The 17,753-nt window shown below is 62.8% G+C and carries 17 protein-coding genes; 11 read left to right on the top strand and 6 right to left on the bottom strand.

Annotation, left to right across the window (positions count from 1 at the left end):
• Window positions 1-62 precede the first annotated feature (62 nt).
• The 3 genes from IHV84_RS09115 to IHV84_RS09105 all read left to right on the top strand — a co-directional run bounded on the left by IHV84_RS09115 (window position 63) and on the right by IHV84_RS09105 (window position 3,282).
• Window positions 63-1,253, top strand: a complete 1,191-nt coding sequence (locus tag IHV84_RS09115) for a DNA polymerase IV (protein WP_198846671.1) — start codon at window positions 63-65, stop codon at window positions 1,251-1,253.
• Between the two features lie 93 nt (window positions 1,254-1,346).
• Window positions 1,347-2,909 (top strand): PAS domain-containing methyl-accepting chemotaxis protein, encoded by a 1,563-nt coding sequence (locus IHV84_RS09110; RefSeq protein ID WP_198846632.1) that lies wholly within the window; start codon window positions 1,347-1,349, stop codon window positions 2,907-2,909.
• A gap of 103 nt (window positions 2,910-3,012) precedes the next feature.
• Window positions 3,013-3,282: a hypothetical protein gene (locus IHV84_RS09105; RefSeq protein ID WP_066691534.1), complete on the top strand. Its 270-nt coding sequence runs from the start codon at window positions 3,013-3,015 to the stop codon at window positions 3,280-3,282.
• 15 nt (window positions 3,283-3,297) lie between these two features.
• Here IHV84_RS09105 and queF read toward each other — a convergent pair whose 3' ends face one another.
• The 4 genes from queF to IHV84_RS09085 all read right to left on the bottom strand — a co-directional run bounded on the left by queF (window position 3,298) and on the right by IHV84_RS09085 (window position 9,262).
• Window positions 3,298-4,146, bottom strand: a complete 849-nt coding sequence (gene queF / locus IHV84_RS09100) for an NADPH-dependent 7-cyano-7-deazaguanine reductase QueF (RefSeq protein WP_198846631.1) — start codon at window positions 4,144-4,146, stop codon at window positions 3,298-3,300.
• A 61-nt stretch (window positions 4,147-4,207) separates the two neighbouring features.
• Window positions 4,208-5,104: a 2OG-Fe(II) oxygenase gene (locus IHV84_RS09095; protein ID WP_198846630.1), complete on the bottom strand. Its 897-nt coding sequence runs from the start codon at window positions 5,102-5,104 to the stop codon at window positions 4,208-4,210.
• 45 nt (window positions 5,105-5,149) lie between these two features.
• Window positions 5,150-5,926 (bottom strand): peroxide stress protein YaaA, encoded by a 777-nt coding sequence (gene yaaA / locus IHV84_RS09090; RefSeq protein ID WP_198846629.1) that lies wholly within the window; start codon window positions 5,924-5,926, stop codon window positions 5,150-5,152.
• 282 nt (window positions 5,927-6,208) lie between these two features.
• On the bottom strand, window positions 6,209-9,262 hold the full coding sequence (locus IHV84_RS09085; RefSeq protein ID WP_198846628.1) for an Rne/Rng family ribonuclease: 3,054 nt from the start codon (window positions 9,260-9,262) through the stop codon (window positions 6,209-6,211).
• 581 nt (window positions 9,263-9,843) lie between these two features.
• Between IHV84_RS09085 and IHV84_RS09080 the strand changes: the two genes are divergently transcribed.
• From IHV84_RS09080 to IHV84_RS09065, 4 genes are all read left to right on the top strand, one after another.
• Window positions 9,844-10,854 carry an RluA family pseudouridine synthase gene (locus IHV84_RS09080; RefSeq protein WP_198846627.1) on the top strand — a complete coding sequence of 337 codons (1,011 nt, stop codon included), beginning with the start codon at window positions 9,844-9,846 and terminating at the stop codon, window positions 10,852-10,854.
• Window positions 10,855-10,865: 11 nt separating this feature from the next.
• Entirely contained in the window at window positions 10,866-11,537 is a 672-nt protein-coding gene (locus tag IHV84_RS09075; RefSeq protein ID WP_198846626.1) for an HAD family hydrolase, read from the top strand.
• Window positions 11,538-11,580: 43 nt separating this feature from the next.
• Window positions 11,581-11,949 carry a Rieske 2Fe-2S domain-containing protein gene (locus IHV84_RS09070; protein ID WP_198846625.1) on the top strand — a complete coding sequence of 123 codons (369 nt, stop codon included), beginning with the start codon at window positions 11,581-11,583 and terminating at the stop codon, window positions 11,947-11,949.
• Between the two features lie 117 nt (window positions 11,950-12,066).
• On the top strand, window positions 12,067-13,134 hold the full coding sequence (locus IHV84_RS09065; protein WP_198846624.1) for a S49 family peptidase: 1,068 nt from the start codon (window positions 12,067-12,069) through the stop codon (window positions 13,132-13,134).
• A 93-nt stretch (window positions 13,135-13,227) separates the two neighbouring features.
• Here the strand turns inward: IHV84_RS09065 and IHV84_RS09060 are convergent, their stop codons facing one another.
• Window positions 13,228-14,052: an SAM-dependent methyltransferase gene (locus IHV84_RS09060; protein WP_198846623.1), complete on the bottom strand. Its 825-nt coding sequence runs from the start codon at window positions 14,050-14,052 to the stop codon at window positions 13,228-13,230.
• On the bottom strand, window positions 14,049-14,648 hold the full coding sequence (locus IHV84_RS09055) for a Maf family nucleotide pyrophosphatase (RefSeq protein ID WP_198846622.1): 600 nt from the start codon (window positions 14,646-14,648) through the stop codon (window positions 14,049-14,051). Before IHV84_RS09055 ends, IHV84_RS09060 begins: the two co-directional genes overlap by 4 nt.
• Window positions 14,649-14,673: 25 nt before the next feature.
• On the opposite strand from IHV84_RS09055, the gene IHV84_RS09050 reads away from it, so the two are divergent.
• The 4 genes from IHV84_RS09050 (at window position 14,674) to IHV84_RS09035 (ending at window position 17,643) form a co-directional block, all read left to right on the top strand.
• Complete coding sequence (locus tag IHV84_RS09050) at window positions 14,674-15,225, top strand: DUF177 domain-containing protein (protein WP_198846621.1); 552 nt, start codon at window positions 14,674-14,676, stop codon at window positions 15,223-15,225.
• 101 nt (window positions 15,226-15,326) lie between these two features.
• On the top strand, window positions 15,327-15,509 hold the full coding sequence (gene rpmF / locus IHV84_RS09045; protein ID WP_044397881.1) for a 50S ribosomal protein L32: 183 nt from the start codon (window positions 15,327-15,329) through the stop codon (window positions 15,507-15,509).
• Window positions 15,510-15,613: 104 nt separating this feature from the next.
• Entirely contained in the window at window positions 15,614-16,666 is a 1,053-nt protein-coding gene (gene plsX, locus IHV84_RS09040) for a phosphate acyltransferase PlsX (RefSeq protein ID WP_044397882.1), read from the top strand.
• Window positions 16,666-17,643 (top strand): beta-ketoacyl-ACP synthase III, encoded by a 978-nt coding sequence (locus IHV84_RS09035; RefSeq protein WP_142083593.1) that lies wholly within the window; start codon window positions 16,666-16,668, stop codon window positions 17,641-17,643. The genes plsX and IHV84_RS09035 overlap by 1 nt, the downstream gene beginning before the upstream one ends.
• Window positions 17,644-17,753 lie beyond the last annotated feature (110 nt).

Here is a 17,753-nt window from a genome sequence, read left to right as displayed (position 1 = left end):
TCGATAACCAGGCCGCCACGGTACAGCCTTGTGCCAAGCAGCGACGCATTGCGCATTTGGACATGGATGCGTTCTACGCTTCTGTGGAGCTGCTGCGCTACCCCCAGCTCAAGGGCTTGCCAGTGGTGATTGGCGGTGGCCGGCGCAAGGTGGACGATGCCTTGTTGCAGCACCCCGATGGCTCAGGGCCGCGGGAGCCTTGCTTCATTCCTGTGTCGGAATTTCCCTTGCTCAAGGACTACGTGGGCCGGGGCGTGATTACCACGGCCACCTACCCAGCACGGCAGTTTGGTGTGGGCTCGGCCATGGGCATGATGAAAGCGGCCAAGCTGTGCCCGCAGGCGATTGTGCTGCCGGTGGATTTTGAAGAGGTGCGCAAGTATTCGCGCATGTTCAAGAACGCCATCACCGAGATCGCGCCTGTGATGCAGGACCGGGGCGTGGACGAGGTGTATATCGACTTCACCAATGTGCCCGGCGGCCAGCGAGAAGGGGGGCGCGTGTTGGCGCGGCTCATCCAGAAGAGCATTTTTGAAAAGACAGGGCTGACTTGCTCCATTGGTGTGGCACCGAACCGGCTGCTGGCCAAGATGGCGAGTGAGTTCAACAAGCCCAACGGCATCTCCATCGTTTATGAGGAAGACCTGCAGAGCACGATCTGGCCGCTGCATGTGCGCAAGATCAATGGCATTGGCCCCAAGGCGGGCGAGAAGCTGGCGCGGCTGGGCATTGAAACCATTGGACAACTGGCCGCGCAGGATGAGCGCTGGCTCATCAGCCACTTTGGAAAATCCACCGGCGCCTGGATGCACCGCGCGGCCTGGGGCCGAGACGATAGCCCGGTGGTGACTGAAAGCGAGCCCGTGAGCATCAGCCGCGAAACCACCTTCGAGCGCGACCTGCACGCCGTGCACGACCGCGCCGAGCTGGGCCGCATCTTCACGGCCTTGTGCGAGCAGGTGGCGCAGGACCTGCAGCGCAAGGGCTATGCGGGCCGCACCATCGGCATCAAGCTGCGCTATGCGGACTTTCGCGGCGCCACCCGCGACCAGACCATTGCCCAGGCCACGCAGGACGCCGCCATGCTGCGCCGCGTGGCGGGCCAGTGCCTCAAGCGCGTGCCGCTGCAACAGCGCCTGCGCTTGCTGGGTGTGCGTGTGGCCTCGCTGGTGCCGGTGGCCGAGGCGGCTTTGCACCCTGCCGCTGCGCACTCCCCCGGCCCGGCGCAGGGAGAGACGCTGGGGCTGTTCTGACCATCAGGGTTATCACGTAAATCTTTGTGTCAGCAAACCACGGCACAATGGTTTGCACCGTTTCCGTGCGGAAACTTTCGGCAGGACTTACCTATGCGCGTCAACCTTCCCGTCACCAACAACGAATACGACTTCCCGGCCGACGAGCTGCTGATGTCCACCACCGACACCAAAGGGGTGTTGACGCACTGCAATGCAGCCTTTGCCCGGGTCAGTGGCTTCACCATGGAAGAACTCATGGGCCAGCCGCACAACATGATCCGCCACCCGGACATGCCGCCCGAGGCCTACAAGGACATGTGGTCCACCATAGGCCGCGGGCGCAGCTGGACGGGTTTTGTGAAGAACCGGCGCAAGAATGGCGACTTCTACTGGACGCAGGCCCACGTCACCCCCATCATGCGCCAGGGCAAACCGGTGGGCTACCTGTCGGTGCGCACCAAGCCCACGCGCGAGCAGGTTCAGGCGGCAGAGGCCTTGTATGCGCGCGTCAAGCAGGAGCGCGGGTCCGGGCGCCAGACCATCCGTATCCATGCGGGCGGCGTGCGCAGCACCAGTGTGTGGGACAACGTTCGCAGGGCGTATCGCTCGGGCCCCACGCTGCGCCTGGCGGCCATGATGCTGCCGCTCATGCTGGTGTCCCTGGTGCCGGGCTGGATGGGCTGGAACGACGGCATGGCCGTGGCCTTGCAAACCCTCGCCTGGTTGGTGGTGGCGGGCCTGGTGCTGGCGCGCTACCACGTGGGCATGACCCTGCCCATCCGCAGCCTGCGCCGCCTGCTCAACGGCATGGCCGCTGGCGACCTCACGCACCGCGAGCCCGAGCTGCCCATGACCCATGTGCTGGGCAAGGTCATGGCGCGCGTGCAGCGGTTGCAACTCAACATCCGGGCCGTGGTGGGCGATGCGATGGAGGAGATGGAAAAGTTCAGTGCGGTGTCTGCCGAGATGGCGCAGAGCGCGCTGGATTTGTCCGGCCGTGCCGAATCCCAGGCCAGCAGCCTGGAAGAATCTGCCGCGGCCATGGAGCAACTCTCTGCCACGGTGGAAAACTCCAGCGAGGCCGCCCAGAAGGTGGTGCGTGAAAGCCACCACAGTGCCGAACTGGCGACCCAGGGCGGGCAGGCGGTGGCTCAGGTCAGCCAGGTGGTTGGTGCCATCGAGCAGTCTTCGCGCAAGATGGGGCAGATCATCTCCACCATCGAGGGCATCGCTTTTCAGACCAACATCCTGGCGCTCAATGCAGCCGTCGAGGCCGCGCGTGCGGGTGAGCAGGGGCGTGGCTTTGCCGTGGTGGCAGGGGAGGTGCGCAGCCTGGCGCAGCGCTCGTCCGAGGCGGCCAAGGAAATCCAGGCGCTCATCAACGAGTCGGCCTGCAACATCGGCCGCGGTGCGGGCCTGATGCAGTCGGCCAGCAAAACCATCGAACAGGTGGTGCAGTCGGTGGCGCACGTCAATACCCTGATGGGCCAGATGGGTGTCGCAGCGCGCGAGCAGGCAGAGGGTATCTCACAGGTCAACGAGGCCGTTACCCTGCTCGATCGGGACACCCAGCAGAACGCAGCCTTGGCGGAACAATCGGCCGCAGCATCCCGCGTCATGAGTGACAGTGCTGCCGTGCTCGGGCGCACGTTGGAAGTGTTCCGCGTGCGTTGAGGGTGGTGTCATCCCGATACGGTGTGCCGGGTGGCACACCGGCATCTTGACGAAAACTTACGTCAGACTTTCATTGGAGTCCCCGTCGCGCCGGGAGATTCCAATGACCCTCGAAGAACTGCAACGCATCAAGCAATGGCATGTGGATCACAAGGCCGACCACCCCTTGGAATACCACTTGTGGGATGCGGTCCTGACCTTCTGGCTCAGGGGTTGGGTGGGTTGGTTTCCCACCTACCTGTTTGACCAGTGGTGGGGCGCACCCCTGTGTTGTGTGGGCATGCTGTTCCCCAGCCTCTATGTCACCTGGCGCGGTAGCGAGCACCGGCGCCATAAGCTGCGCTGCGACTGGCTCGATCTGCGCCGTTCCTGACAGCGCAACCCACCCTCACTGCCGCGCGGTGCGCACATTGGCCGGCAGCGCGTGAGGGTGGCTGGTGCGCCAGGGGTTGATGTCCAGCCCGCCGCGGCGCGTGTAGCGGGCGTACACCATCAGCTTGATGGGTTTGCAGCGCGTCCACAGGTCCATGAAGATGCGTTCCACACACTGCTCGTGGAATTCGTTGTGGTTGCGAAAACTCACGATGTACTGCAGCAGCCCTTCCTGGTCGATCTGCGGGCCGGTGTAGCGAATCTGCACGCTGCCCCAGTCGGGCTGGCCGGTCACCAGGCAGTTGCTTTTGAGCAGGTTGCTGGTCAGCACCTCGGTCACCGGGGCTTCGTCAAACTGGGCTTTGAGCAGATCGGGCGCAGGCTGGTAGCGGGTGCATTCCACGTCCAGGCGGTCCAGGCTCAGGCCGTCCAGTTCGTGCACGGGTTCCTGGTCAAACAGCTCGGGTGCAATCAGCTTGACCCCCACCGTGGCGGGGTGGGGCGCGCCGCGCCACACGGCTTCGCTGATGTCGGCACGCAGGCGGGACTGCACCTCGCTGGCATCGCCAAAGCGGGTGTTGTTGAAGCTGTTGAGGTAGAGCTTGAACGACTTGCTCTCAACGATGTTGGGCGACTCGCACGGGATGGTGAAGTGCACCAGCGCCACCTGGGGCTTGCCGCGCAGGTTGAGCCAAGACACCTCAAACGCCGTCCACAGATCGGCCCCGAAAAAGGGCGGAACATCGGCAATGCCGATCTCGGCCCGCTTGCCCGCGCGCGGGATGGGGAAGAGCAGCGTCGGGTCGTATTGGTCCGTGTAGGCCGAGGCTTTGCCCAGCTGCGATTGTTCAGGGGTATTGGTCATTTGCTATAAAAATAGTAGCTGCTTGCGCTTATATATAAAGCGCTGGAGCATGATTTGATGCTTATTTGAACTCCCGCTCGCGCAGCCACTTGGTGGCGATCCATTTCTCGCCCGCAATCACCGGTGCGCCGCCGTGCAGCGTCTGGGTGGAAGGGTGGGGGCGCTCGTAGCTGAAAAACACCGCATTGCCGCGCTGGGGCGCCACTTCCAGGAACACATCAGGGAAGGTGGTACCGCCGCCTTTTTCGGGGGTGTTGAGGTACATCACCAGCGTACCCACGCGCTGCCCGCCGCGCTTGACGATGGTGGGCGTGCCGGGTTCGTGGGGGTCAAAGTAGTCGTAATGCGGCTTGTATTCGGCGCCAGGGCGGTAGTGCAGCACCTGCAGGCCTTCGCCGTTTTCGATGGGCCATTGCAGCAGCTTGGCAATGCGCTCTTCAATGGTCTGCACCAAAGCGCTTTCGCCGCGCTGGAAGAACATGCCGTCGCTGGTGCGGTCATCGTTCACCTCTTCGCCGCCGGTTTGGGTAGCCACGGTGAGTGAGCGGGCCATGCGCGGGCGAGCGGCAGCAATCAGGGCATCGCATTCCTCGGGCGAGAGGAAGTTGCCAAACACCACCACGCGGGGTTTGGCGAGCTGCATCAGCACCTGCACCTGGCGGTCGCCTGCGTTCAGCAGAGCGGGCGAATCGCCCAGCAAGGGCTCGGGCACAGGCACCGCACTGGGTTCGCCCTTTTGCACGGCCAGCTCGTTCAGGTGCTCCTGCAGCGTGGTCTCCATGGCGTCGGCGGCCACGTCTTCGTCCCAGCCCGCATCGCGCATGGATTGCAGCACCACCGGGGCCGAAAAGCCCGCCTGGGCCTGCTCGATGATCCAGCGGCGCAGCTCGGGCGTGATGGACTGGGCCGAAGGCTTGCGGGTGCTGGTGGCGCTTTGCTGGGTGGGAGACAGGGCCATGTTCAAAACCTCAAACGTGTGCAGGTGTGGACAGAGGGGAAGACATCAGTCGGGCTTGCGCCGGAATACCAGGCGCTCGGGCTCGGATGCTAGCTTGTCATACGCATAGCCTTCCAGGTCAAAGCCTTCGAGCTGGTGCGGCGTGGTGGCCCGGTGGGTGATGGCATAGCGCGCCATCAGCCCCCGCGCGCGCTTGGCGTGGAAGCTGATGATCTTGTAGGCGCCACCTTTCCAGTCTTCAAACACGCATTCAATGACACGCGCCTTGAGGGCCTTGCGGTCTACCGCCTTGAAGTATTCCTGCGAGGCCAGGTTCACGATCACGGGCGTGGTGTCCGAGCGCAGCTGGGTGTTGAGGTACTCGGCAATCTGGCTTCCCCAGTACTGGTACAGGGTGTTGCCCGCCGTGGTGGCCAGCCGCGTACCCATTTCCAGGCGGTAGGGCTGCATACGGTCCAGCGGCCGCAGCACGCCGTACAGGCCGCTCAAAATGGCGATGTGGCGCTGGGCCCACTCCAGGTCTTCCGCGCTCAGGCTGCGGGCCTGCAGGCCTTCGTACACGTCACCATTGAAAGCCAGCACTGCCTGGCGCGAGTTGCTGGCCGTGAATTGCGGCTTCCATACCTGGTAACGGGCTACGTTCAGTGCCGCGAGCGTGTCGCTCAAGGCCATGAGGGAGGCGATCTCCTGCACAGACTTTTCGCGCAGCACCTCGATCAAGGCGGTGGACTGGGGCACAAACTGCGGCCGGGTGTGCGGCAGGCTCTCAGGCACAGGGGTGTCGTAGTCCAGCGATTTGGCGGGGGACAGCAGAAACAGCATGGGGGTGTCTAATTAGAAAAGCGGCGGGGTTGCACGGTGGCGTTGAACACTCGTCAGTGCGTCGCGCGGGGCGGCTCTATTTTGAGCGATGCACTCAGGCACTGCCCCTGGGTGCACCAGAGGCCCTGACCATCAATGCGAATTGCCACTATGGTCAGCTCGTGCGGTTCAGTGCAAGGCACCTGGTTTGCCAAGGTTGTGTTCGCGCCACCAATAAAGCACAAAGGCGGCCAGGGCCGCCTTTGTGGATGGCCCCAGCGGGGCACACACTCACTTCTGCTGTCAGGCAGATGGTGTCTGCTCAAACGGAAGCGTCATGGCGGCCAGGTCGCGGCGGGTTTCCACCAGCACCAGCGGGCCTTCATCCAGCACCACCACGGGGGGGCGTTCGCGTGGCACGTGCACGGGCTTGGGTTCTGCCGCAATCGCAGCTTGCACGGCAGCGATCTTCTCGCTGTCGGAATTCACCCACTGCAGGCCAGAGGCTGCGGCCACTGCCTGCAGGGCTTCCACCGGCAGCGTGAAGGGTTGCACGCGGGGCATGCCTGCGGGTGCAGCTTCAGGGGCTGCCGCTACAGGCTTTGCCACCGGAGCCGGCACCACGGGGGCGGGTTGCGCCACAGGTTGTGCAGCCACCGGCGCTTCAACCGGTGCTGCCACCGGTGCAGGCGCCTGCTCGGCCGCTGCAGCAGCTACCGGTGCCGGGGCTTCTGCGGCGGGCGCTGCAAAGTAGCTGCGACGTGGGGCTTCGTCCTGTACCACCTCGGCTGCTGGCGCAGCGACTGCGTTGTCTTGCGGTGCAACGTCAGCGTTGGTGTCGGCGCCCTCGCGCGGAGCACGTTCGCCGCGCTCGCGTCGGTCGCGGCCGTAACGGTCGCGTGAGCGACGTTCACGGCGCTCTTCGGTGGCAGGTGCGGCCGTTTGCTCTGTGACTTCGTTGCCGGTCAGGTCCAGGTCGGGCAGCGATGCCATGGGCGATGTGTCCGCAAAGTCCATGGGGGTGGCATTGCGCTCCTGGCCTTCGCCGTTGCGTGGGCTGCGCTCGCGGCGGCCACCTTCGGCGCGCTCACCGCGTTCACCGCGTTCGCGGCGGGGTGCACGCTCACTGCGTGGCTGGGCCGCGCCATTCGCATCCGGTGCGGCGGCGCTCACGTTGGCCAGTGCTTCTGCGGGTGCTGCGTTGGCATCGCCGTTCAGCGCCGCATTGCTGCGGTTTTCGGCGTCGCGGCGGCCACGGCCATTGCGGCCTTCACGCGCCTCACCGTTGCGGTTTTCTCCTTCGGGGCGGCGGTCGCCATCGCGGGGTGCGCGCCCTTCAGTGCCGCGTTCGTTGCGGCGGCCACGGCCTTCGCTGGTGCTGCCTGCGGCGTCACGGTTGCCTTCGCGGGCCAGGTCACGCGCACCGTCGCGGGCGCCATCCCGTCCGCCACGTCGGCCGCGGCCTTCACCGCCTCGGCCATCACGGCGACCATCGCCGCGCGCATTGCCATCAGCCGGGGCTGCTGGTGCTGGGGCTGCCACGGGGGCTGGAGCGGGTGCCGCGCCAAAGCCGAACAGGCTCTTGAGCCAGGCAAAGAAGCCCTTTTCTTGCGGCACGGGTGCTGGTGCCGGTGCCGGTGCCGGTGCCGGTGCGGGCGCAGGGGTTGCAGCGGCGCCATTGCGGGCACCCTGGCCGCTGCCATTGCGGGCGGGGCGGGCTGCGCCTTCAGGGCGGGGCTCGGCCACGGGGGCGGGTGCGTCAGGCAGCACGCCCTTGATGACCGGAGTCTGCTTGTTGGTGGGCTCTTGCGAGCGGCGTGTCACGGCCGTGGGGTCTTCCACATCTTCGGCCAGCTTGTAGCTGGCTTCGATGTTGTCCAGACGAGGGTCGTCGTGCTTCAGGCGCTCGAGCTTGTAGTTGGGCGTTTCCAGCGTCTTGTTGGGCACCATCAGCACGCTTACGCGCTGCTTGAGTTCGATCTTGGCGATTTCGGTGCGCTTTTCATTGAGCAGGAACGAGGCCACTTCCACCGGCACCTGGCAGTGCACGGCGGCGGTGTTGTCCTTCATCGACTCTTCTTGAATGATGCGCAGGATCTGCAGCGCGGACGATTCGGTGTCGCGGATATGGCCCGAGCCGCCGCAGCGGGGGCAGGGGATGGACGAGCCTTCTGACAGCGCGGGCTTCAGGCGCTGGCGGCTCATTTCCATGAGGCCGAACTTGCTGATGGTACCGAACTGCACGCGGGCGCGGTCCTGGCGCAAGGCGTCGCGCAGGCGGTTTTCCACTTCGCGGCGGTTCTTCGACTCTTCCATGTCGATAAAGTCGATCACGATCAGGCCGCCCAGGTCGCGCAGGCGCATCTGGCGGGCCACTTCGTCGGCGGCTTCCAGGTTGGTGCGCGTGGCGGTTTCCTCGATGTCGCCGCCCTTGATGGCTCGGGCCGAGTTCACATCCACGGACACCAGCGCTTCGGTGTGGTCGATCACGATGGCGCCGCCCGAGGGCAGTTGCACGGTGCGGGCGTAGGCCGACTCGATCTGGTGCTCGATCTGGAAGCGGCTGAACAGGGCGGCGTCGTCGCGGTAGCGCTTCACGCGGGCGGCATGCTCGGGCATGACGTGCGCCATGAACTGCTGCGCCTGTTCGTAAATGTCGTCGGTATCGATGAGGATGTCACCGATGTCGTTGTTGAAGTAGTCGCGGATCGCGCGGATCACCAGGCTCGATTCCTGGTAAATCAGGAAGGCACCCTTGCCGCCCTTGGCGGCGCCGTCAATGGCGTTCCACAGCTTGAGCAGGTAGTTCAGGTCCCACTGCAGTTCGGGGGCGCTGCGGCCAATGCCAGCGGTGCGGGCAATGATGGACATGCCGTTGGGGTATTCCAACTGGTCCATGGCTTCTTTGAGCTCGGCGCGGTCTTCACCCTCGATACGGCGCGACACGCCACCACCCCGGGGGTTGTTGGGCATCAGCACCACATAGCGGCCCGCCAGGCTGATGAAGGTGGTGAGGGCCGCGCCCTTGTTGCCGCGCTCTTCCTTTTCAACCTGGACCAGCAGCTCCTGGCCTTCCTTGATCACTTCATTGATGCGCGCCTGGCTGGGCGAGACGCCGGGGGCGAAGTACTGGCGCGAGATTTCCTTGAAGGGCAGGAAGCCGTGGCGGTCTTCGCCGTAGTCCACAAAGCAGGCTTCCAGCGAGGGCTCTACGCGGGTGACGACGGCCTTGTAGATGTTGCCCTTGCGCTGTTCGCGCCCTTCGATTTCGATTTCGTAATCGAGGAGCTTTTGTCCGTCGACGATGGCCAGGCGGCGTTCTTCGGGCTGCGTGGCGTTGATGAGCATCCGCTTCATGATGCGATTCCTTTTCGTTTTTCGTGAATGGCAGCGGCGCAGCTCAGTTGCTGCAGCGGGCTGCCACCCACAGTTCCAAACCAATGACAAGCTCTACAGGAGCTGTAAATGCCTGGACTGACGGATCGAAACGAAGGGAATTGCCGGGGATGACTCAGGCTGCCGAGGGTGAGCTCAGCACAGGAGGCAAAGGCGCGTGGATGGGGACGAGTGGGATTGGCGCAGATTTGCTATGCTTTTGATAGCTGCTTGCGCTTGCTGGTAGGGCGCTGGCGGCAATTGGATGCGCATGGCGGGGGGCAAGAGCCGCCGCCATAAAGTCGCCATCCAAGCCATCAACAACCACATGCTCGCTTTGATCCGCCGGCAGACCTGTCCCTGGTAGGGAGCATCTGCCGGTTTGGGTGATTCCGTATCGGTGTTTCAATTTGTCAGCCCGCCGACTGCCGCCCAGGCCATTGCGAGCATCTGGCCCGCAATCTGCGTGTGCGACACCCGCTGGCATCGACCTGCCTGCGCAAGTTGCAAGGCTGAGTGGACTAAACTCCAGACAAATCAACCACTTACAAATCAACGCGCAGGTGAAACACATTATAGGGGGCAAACCACCGCTGGACGGGGCCCCGGCTACCAACCCTCCTGCAGTCCGCTTGGTCGAAGTCGATGAAGATTCCGCTGGCCAGAGGCTCGATAACTTCCTGATACGCCATTTGAAGGGCGTACCCAAGACCCACGTGTACCGCATCATTCGCAGCGGCGAAGTGCGCATCAACAAAGGCCGCGCCAGTGCCGACACCCGCGTCGAGCAGGGCGACATGGTGCGTCTGCCGCCCGTGCGCGTCTCCGACAAGGTGGCCGAGAAGGCCGAGCGCCCGGCACCGGCGCGCGAATTTCCGGTTCTTCTGGAAGACGAGCATCTTCTTGCCATCGACAAACCCGCTGGTGTGGCCGTGCACGGGGGCAGTGGCGTGAGCTTTGGCGTCATCGAGCAGTTGCGGCAAGCCCGTCCCCAGGCCAAGCTACTGGAACTGGTGCACCGGCTGGACCGGGAGACCTCGGGAATCCTGCTGGTGGCCAAGAAAAGGTCAGCGCTGACCCACCTGCAAGACCAGTTTCGCGAGCGGGAAACGGGCAAGACTTACCTGGCGTTGGTCACGGGCCAATGGGCGCCCGGCAACAAGGTCATTGACCTGCCTCTGCACAAATACCTGCAGGCCGACGGTGAGCGCCGCGTGCGCGTGACCACTGCAGACGACCCGGACGGCATGCGCTCCATTACTTTGGTGAAGGTGCGGCAGGCCGTGCCTGCACGACCCCTGCAAGGATTGCCCGCCATGACGCTGCTGGAGGTGACCATCAAAACCGGTCGCACCCACCAGATTCGGGTTCACCTCGCCAGCCAGGGGCACCCCATTGTGGGCGACGACAAGTACGGGGACTTTGACCTGAACAAGCGGTTGCAGAAGCTTGGACTCAAGCGCATGTTTTTGCACGCCTGGCGGTTACAGTTCAGCCACCCCGCCACCGCCGAGCGCATCACCTTGAACGCGCCGCTGCCCGCCGAGTTGGCAGAATTCATTCCCCCCGCCTGATTGCCCCAGCCATGCCGTCCCCCGCCCGTTCGCGCCGTTTTGACCTGATCGCCTTCGACTGGGATGGCACGCTGTACGACTCCACCGCCATCATCGTGCGCTCCATCCAGGAAGCGGTGCGGGATGTGGGCGGCACCGTGCCTTCTGACAAGGAAGCTGCCTATGTCATTGGCATGGCATTGATCCCGGCGCTGGCGCATGCCGCGCCTGATGTGCCGCCGGAAAAGTACCAGGAGCTGGGCAACCGCTACCGCTTTCATTACCTGCAGCACCAGAACGACCTGAGCTTGTTTGCCGGGGTGTTGCCCATGCTGAACGACTTGCGCGAGCGCGGCCATCTGCTGGCTGTCGCCACCGGGAAGAGCCGGCGTGGCCTGGACGAGGTGCTGCATTCCGTGGACTTGCGCGGCATGTTCGACGGCTCCCGCACGGCAGACCAGACGGCTGGCAAGCCCCACCCGCTGATGCTGCAGGAGCTCATGGCCGAGTTCGATGTGCCGCCCGAGCGGCTGCTGATGATCGGTGACACCACCCATGATCTGCAAATGGCTCTGAATGCGGGTTGTGCCAGCGTGGGGGTCAGCTACGGCGCCCACGAGCCGGATGCTTTCCATCAGCTCAAGCCATTGTTTGTTGCGCACTCAGTGGCGCAGTTGCATGGCTGGCTGTTGGAGGAGGCCTGAGCGATGTGGCAGCGCAATATTTGTTTGAATGCAAAGGGCGATCATGTCTGAGCCTGTAATCGCCCTGTGCGCCAGCGCCGATCTGCAGGAGGGCGGCTTGGCCGTGCCCTTCGATGTGCAATACGGCGCGCAGACCTGCCGGGCTTTTGCCATTCGCTACCAGGGCGTTGCCCATGCGTACCTGAACCGCTGCACCCATGTGGCCATGGAAATGGATTACCAGCCCAATCGTTTTTTCGATGATTCCGGGAAATGGTTGTTGTGCGCAACCCACGGTGCTGTGTACGCGCCCGATACGGGGTCGTGCGCTGGCGGCCCGTGCCGTGGCGGTTTGGTGAAAATTCCCCTATCGGAAAGCGATAGCGTAGTGCGCTGGCATACTGCTTACAACCTACAACCCGTGGTGTTCTAGGGCGCAGGCTCTGCCCCATGGTGTTGTGATGTGTACTTTGCGTCGTATCTTGATTTTTTTGTCCGCTGTGCTGTCCAGCGCTTTTCCTAGGACTGGTCAGGCAGCGGGAGGCTTTGCATGACTGAACCAAATACCCCTCCGTCCCCTACCTCTGGCGGTGCGCCAGATTCGTTGCCAGCGTCTGATCTGTGGGCTGCGCAGGCCGCAGCGCCAGCACCCGCTGCGGCAGGCCCCAAAAGCGCCCGGGCGAGTGAACCGGGCTGGGAGCGTGCAGTGCTGGAAAAGCTCGCTATGGCCTCTCTGGCAGAGCAACGAGCTGCCAGGCGCTGGAAGATCTTCTTCCGGTTCACGTGGCTGCTATTGGTGGTTGCCATTTTCTGGGGAGCGATGCTGCAAGGGTCGCCCAGTGCCAACAAGAGCGCACCGCATACAGCGGTGGTGGACATCAAGGGTGAAATTGCCTCGGGTGCAGAGGCGAGCGCCGAGTTTGTGGTGGCTGCCATGCGCAGTGCCTTCGAAGACGAGGGCTCCAAGGCGGTGGTCTTGCTGATCAACTCCCCAGGGGGCAGCCCGGTGCAGGCGGGCATCATCAATGACGAAATCACCCGCCTCAAGGCCAAGCACAACAAGCCGGTGTACGCGGTGGTGGAAGAAACCTGCGCCTCGGCGGCCTACTACATTGCTGCCGCTGCCGATGAAATCTTCGTGGACAAGGCCAGCATCGTCGGCAGCATTGGTGTCCTCATGGATGGTTTCGGTTTTACCGGCACCATGGAAAAGCTGGGCGTGGAGCGTCGCTTGCTCACGGCCGGGGAAAACAAGGGTTTTCTGGATCCGTTCAGCCCCCAGACTGAGCAGCAGCGCACCTATGCACAAGCCATGCTGAATCAAATCCACCAGCAGTTTATTGCCGTGGTGAAGGCCGGTCGGGGCGACCGACTGAAGACAACGCCTGAAACGTTCAGTGGGCTTTTCTGGACTGGGCAGCAGGCTGTGGAAATGGGCTTGGCAGACAAGTTGGGCAACCTGGACTATGTGGCGCGTGAAGTGGTCAAGGCGGAAGACATCATCGACTACACCCGCCGCGATAACGTGGCCGAGCGTCTGGTCAAACGCTTTGGCGCGGCTATGGGGGCAGGCGCAGCCAAAGCTGCGACTTCTATAGCCGCACCGCAATTGCGTTAAGTGCCGCGGCGCGGGTTTAAAAAAAGCCCCGGCAGCCTCTTTTGTGGGGGCTGCCGGGGCTTTTTTATCAGGGTTGGGTGGGTGTCGCGAGGATTACCGGCCGATGAGGAACACCGTGGGAGTGCGGTTGTCTACAGGGATCTCTCGTTGCCGCCACTGCTTCACGGGCAAGCTACACAGCTTGGCGGATTCCAGCGTGAGCCCTGCGGCCATGGCCAGCCGGGTGTTGGTTTGCAGTGTTTGGGTTAGCGCCTGCCACAGTGCTGCATTGCGATAAGGAGTCTCGATGAACACCTGTGTCTGCCCGGTTTTGAGGGCAAATGACTCCAGCTCGCGGATGCGTTGGGTGCGTTCCTGTCCACTTTGGGGCAGGTAGCCCACAAAGGCGAAGTTTTGTCCGTTCATGCCGCTGGCAGCCAGGGCCAGTAGCAGCGAAACCGGGCCGACCAGCGGAACTACCGGGATTTCCAGGTCGTGGGCTGCCCGCACGATAGAGGAGCCGGGGTCGGCCACTGCGGGCATGCCGGCTTCGCTGACCAGGCCCATATCGTGCCCTTGCAGGGCTGCTGCCAGCAACGGGCGAGCGTCAAACACCGGGGCGCCTTTGTCGCCATGGTCTCCCTTTTTGTGGACTTCGCGGGGGAGCTCGGTGATCTGCTGGGCTTGAATGGGGGTGGCTAGCGCCTGGATGGCGTCCACGCGTTTGAGGTACGCGCGGGTGCTTTTGGCGTTTTCGCAGATCCAGTGGCTGAGCTGGGCCGCTTGCCCAATCGTGGCGCGTGGCAGGGCATCTTCCAGTGGTGCTTGCTGTTCGCAGCCAAAGTCGAGCGGTGCGGGCACCAGGAGCAGTCGGCCCCGTTTTGGGTCGGAAGAGGCTGTGGCCGCAGCGACCGGCGAGGGGGTGGTGGCTTCGCTCATGGCAGCACCAGCCCGGCGGCGCGCAGCATGCGGCAAGTGCGAATCAGGGGCAGGCCGATCAAGGCGGTGGGGTCGTCACTCAGGATAGCATCCAGCAGGCTGATGCCCAACCCTTCGCTTTTGGCGCTGCCCGCGCAGTCGTAGGGCTCTTCTGTGCGCAGATACCTTTCAATTTCTGCGGAGCTGAGGTGGCGAAATTTCACCTCCACCGGCGCCAGATCCACCTGTTCAAAACCCGTTTCCGCGCAAACGACAGCAACAGCCGTTTGAAAGATGACAGTTTGACCGCTCATGGCCTGGAGTTGCTGCGTGGCTTTTTCATGGTTGCCCGGCTTGCCCAAGGGGTGCCCCGCCAAATCGGCTACTTGGTCGGATCCAATGACTACGGCGGTGGGGTGGAGTGCTGCGACCGCCCGCGCTTTGGCCAGTGCAAGCCGAAGGGCAAGCTCTTTGGGGGGCTCTCGGTCGTGAGGGGTTTCATCGACTTCGGGGGCGGCCACATCGAAAGGCAGGTTCAGGCGCGACAGCAGTTCGCGCCGATAGCGGGAGGTGGAGCCCAATACCAGAGGGCGTGGCAGGGTGGGGGATTCATGCATGCGCCAATTCTCTTACACTGCCGCCATGACCAAGGAATACTCCCCTGACCGGCTTGACATCAAGGCTTTCGCCCAAGCGGGAGGCCATCTGTCGGGTCATGATTCGCTCCTGAAATATGAGCGCTTGGCGCAAGAGGCCAAAGGCTTGCACCCAGATCTGCTCGTGGACTGGAAAGCGGTTTCCGAAATCCGACCCGAAGCAGGAGGTCCAGGGCAAATCTGGCTTCACCTGTCTGTGCACGCCAGCTTTCCCATGGAATGCCAGCGTTGCCTTACCCCGGTCGATGTCCCGCTGGACGTGGAGCGTTCCTTCCGGTTTGTGGCAGACGAAGCCACGGCCGAAGCTCTGGATGAAGAGTGCGATGAGGATCTGTTGGCTTTGAGCCGAGAGTTCGACTTGCGCGAGCTGATCGAGGACGAACTGCTGATGGCGTTGCCCGTGGTGCCACGCCACGAGGAGTGCCCTACGTCTGTTCCCCTGGCCTCCTCCAACGACGACTTTGAGGTGGCCAATTTAGAAAAACCCAACCCGTTCGCTGCGCTGGCTGCTCTGCGCAAGGACGGAAAAGGGACATAAATTTTTGTTTGGGCTATAATCGAGGGCTTCTCGCGAATCCCCCTCGTGTCTTATTGGGCTGATCGCGTTTTTACCAACCCTATTCAAGACCAGGAGCCATCATGGCAGTTCAGCAAAACAAAAAGTCTCCCTCCAAGCGCGGCATGCACCGTTCGCACAATGCACTGAATGTGCCAGGCACCGCTGTGGAACCCACCACCGGTGAAACACACCTGCGTCACCACATCAGCCCCAACGGTTTCTACCGTGGTCGCCAAGTGCTGAAGAACAAGTCTGAAGCCTGATTTCAGCTGCATTCAAGGCCCGCAACTACATCTTGTAGTGCGGGCCTTTGTTTTGACCGTCGTATTTATCTTCCGGCCAAGGCCGTTGGCTGGACAAGTCGCCCATGATCACACTGGCTGTTGACTGCATGGGGGGCGATCACGGCCCCCGCGTCACGCTCGCGGCGTGCCGCCAGTTCCTAGAAACCCATTCCCAGGCGCGTTTGTTGTTGGTGGGCTTGCCTCAAAGCCTTCAATCGTTCGCCCACGACCGCGCCACCATTGTGGCTGCCTCTGAGGTCGTCGCCATGGATGACCCGGTGGAAGTGGCCTTGCGCAAGAAGAAAGATTCTTCCATGCGCGTAGCCATCCAGCAGGTCAAGGATGGCGCTGCCGCCGCCGCGGTATCGGCAGGCAACACGGGCGCTTTGATGGCGATTGCCCGTTATCTGTTGAAGACGCTGGATGGCATTGATCGCCCAGCCATCGCCACGCAGTTGCCCAACGCCCAGGGAGGCGCCACCACGGTGCTGGATTTGGGTGCGAATGTGGACTGCTCCGCAGAACACTTGCTCCAGTTTGCCGTGATGGGCTCTGCCCTGGTTTCTGCTTTGCAAGAGGGAGGCGAGCCCACTGTGGGGTTGCTCAACATCGGCGAAGAAATCATCAAAGGTAGCGAAGTCATCAAAAAAGCGGGCGAATTGCTGCGAACAGCAGCAAGTTCCGGTGATTTGAACTTCTACGGCAATGTGGAAGGCAATGACATCTTCAAGGGCACCGTGGACATCGTGGTGTGTGACGGTTTTGTGGGCAATGTGGCACTCAAGGCCAGCGAAGGTGTTGCCTCCATGGTCATTGGCGGCTTGAAAAACGAGTTTTCTCGCAATATCTTGACCAAAGCTGCTGCGATCATTGCTTATCCGGTCCTAAAAGCGTTGATGAAGCGCATGGACTACCGCCGTTACAACGGCGCAGCGCTGTTAGGCCTGCGGGGTCTGGTCTTCAAGAGCCACGGATCGGCGGATGTTCTCGCGTTCGAGCAGGCTTTGAACCGGGCGTATGATGCAGCCCGCAACAACCTGCTCGACCGTGTCCGGACGCGGATTGCGCATGCAGCGCCCCTTCTGGCGCCTGCAGATGCGCAAGCCAAGACCGGTGTTTCGGCGACGACACATTGATGAGACGTTATTCCCGCATTACCGGCACCGGCAGCAGTTTGCCCCCTCGCCGCCTGACCAATGCCGATCTGGTGGCCGAGCTCGCGCAGCGCGGCATCGAAACTTCTGACGAATGGATTGTGGAACGCACCGGCATTCGTGCCCGGCACTTTGCCGACCCCGCGGTGGGTAGCAGCGACCTGGGTCTGGAAGCCGCCCGCAACGCCCTGGAAGCTGCTGGTGTTCAGCCCCAAGACATTGACCTGATCATTGTTGCGACGTCCACACCAGACATGGTGTTTCCTTCCACGGCCTGCATCTTGCAAAACAAGCTGGGGGCCAACGGATGCCCGGCTTTCGATGTGCAGGCGGTGTGCAGCGGCTTTGTCTACGCGCTGTCGGTGGCCGACGCCATGATCCAGTCTGGCGCTGCCAGCCGGGCCCTGGTGGTGGGCGCTGAAGTATTCAGTCGCATTCTCGACTTCAACGACCGCACGACCTGCGTGCTGTTTGGCGATGGTGCAGGCGCTGTGGTGCTGGAGGCGTCTGACACGCCCGGTATTTTGTCCAGTGACCTGCACGCCGATGGCAAGCACGTGGGCATTCTGTGCGTTCCCGGCAATGTGTCGGGTGGGCAAGTCTTGGGTGATCCTCTGCTGAAGATGGACGGCCAGGCAGTGTTCAAGCTGGCGGTGGGGGTGCTGGAAAAGGCGGCCCATGCAGCGCTTGCCAAGGCTGGTTTGACGGAGTCGGACATCGATTGGTTGATTCCGCACCAGGCGAACATCCGCATCATGCAGGGCACGGCCCGCAAGCTGAAGCTCTCCATGGACAAGGTCGTGGTCACGGTGGACCAGCATGGCAACACCTCTGCGGCATCGATCCCTCTGGCGCTGGACCATGCAGTGCGCAATGGTCAGGTCAAGCCCGGTCAGACGGTGCTGCTGGAGGGCGTGGGTGGGGGCTTCACCTGGGGTGCTGTGCTATTGAAAATGTAGCTGCTAGCGCTTGCTGTATAAGCGCTAGAGCATGTTTTGAGGCTCTTCTAGCGAATAGTAGTGATGGCAATCGCCGTACGTCTGTAGACGGTGATTTCGTCGTGCGACAT

Origin of the sequence: Acidovorax sp. IB03 (assembly GCF_016406015.1) — a bacterium.
Classification (GTDB): Bacteria; Pseudomonadota; Gammaproteobacteria; order Burkholderiales; family Burkholderiaceae_C; genus Acidovorax; species Acidovorax temperans.
This window is presented reverse-complemented; position numbering and strand designations above follow the sequence as displayed.

Excerpts from the sequence above, each read along its gene's own strand:
- IHV84_RS09115 (WP_198846671.1), top strand. The coding sequence starts at position 63 with ATGGATGCGTTCTACGCTTCTGTGGAGCTGCTGCGCTACCCCCAGCTC.
- IHV84_RS09110 (WP_198846632.1), top strand. The coding sequence starts at position 1,347 with ATGCGCGTCAACCTTCCCGTCACCAACAACGAATACGACTTCCCGGCC.
- IHV84_RS09105 (WP_066691534.1), top strand. The coding sequence starts at position 3,013 with ATGACCCTCGAAGAACTGCAACGCATCAAGCAATGGCATGTGGATCAC.
- queF (WP_198846631.1), bottom strand. The coding sequence starts at position 4,146 with ATGACCAATACCCCTGAACAATCGCAGCTGGGCAAAGCCTCGGCCTAC.
- IHV84_RS09095 (WP_198846630.1), bottom strand. The coding sequence starts at position 5,104 with ATGGCCCTGTCTCCCACCCAGCAAAGCGCCACCAGCACCCGCAAGCCT.
- yaaA (WP_198846629.1), bottom strand. The coding sequence starts at position 5,926 with ATGCTGTTTCTGCTGTCCCCCGCCAAATCGCTGGACTACGACACCCCT.
- IHV84_RS09085 (WP_198846628.1), bottom strand. The coding sequence starts at position 9,262 with ATGAAGCGGATGCTCATCAACGCCACGCAGCCCGAAGAACGCCGCCTG.
- IHV84_RS09075 (WP_198846626.1), top strand. The coding sequence starts at position 10,866 with ATGCCGTCCCCCGCCCGTTCGCGCCGTTTTGACCTGATCGCCTTCGAC.
- IHV84_RS09070 (WP_198846625.1), top strand. The coding sequence starts at position 11,581 with ATGTCTGAGCCTGTAATCGCCCTGTGCGCCAGCGCCGATCTGCAGGAG.
- IHV84_RS09065 (WP_198846624.1), top strand. The coding sequence starts at position 12,067 with ATGACTGAACCAAATACCCCTCCGTCCCCTACCTCTGGCGGTGCGCCA.
- IHV84_RS09060 (WP_198846623.1), bottom strand. The coding sequence starts at position 14,052 with ATGAGCGAAGCCACCACCCCCTCGCCGGTCGCTGCGGCCACAGCCTCT.
- IHV84_RS09055 (WP_198846622.1), bottom strand. The coding sequence starts at position 14,648 with ATGCATGAATCCCCCACCCTGCCACGCCCTCTGGTATTGGGCTCCACC.
- IHV84_RS09050 (WP_198846621.1), top strand. The coding sequence starts at position 14,674 with ATGACCAAGGAATACTCCCCTGACCGGCTTGACATCAAGGCTTTCGCC.
- rpmF (WP_044397881.1), top strand. The coding sequence starts at position 15,327 with ATGGCAGTTCAGCAAAACAAAAAGTCTCCCTCCAAGCGCGGCATGCAC.
- plsX (WP_044397882.1), top strand. The coding sequence starts at position 15,614 with ATGATCACACTGGCTGTTGACTGCATGGGGGGCGATCACGGCCCCCGC.
- IHV84_RS09035 (WP_142083593.1), top strand. The coding sequence starts at position 16,666 with ATGAGACGTTATTCCCGCATTACCGGCACCGGCAGCAGTTTGCCCCCT.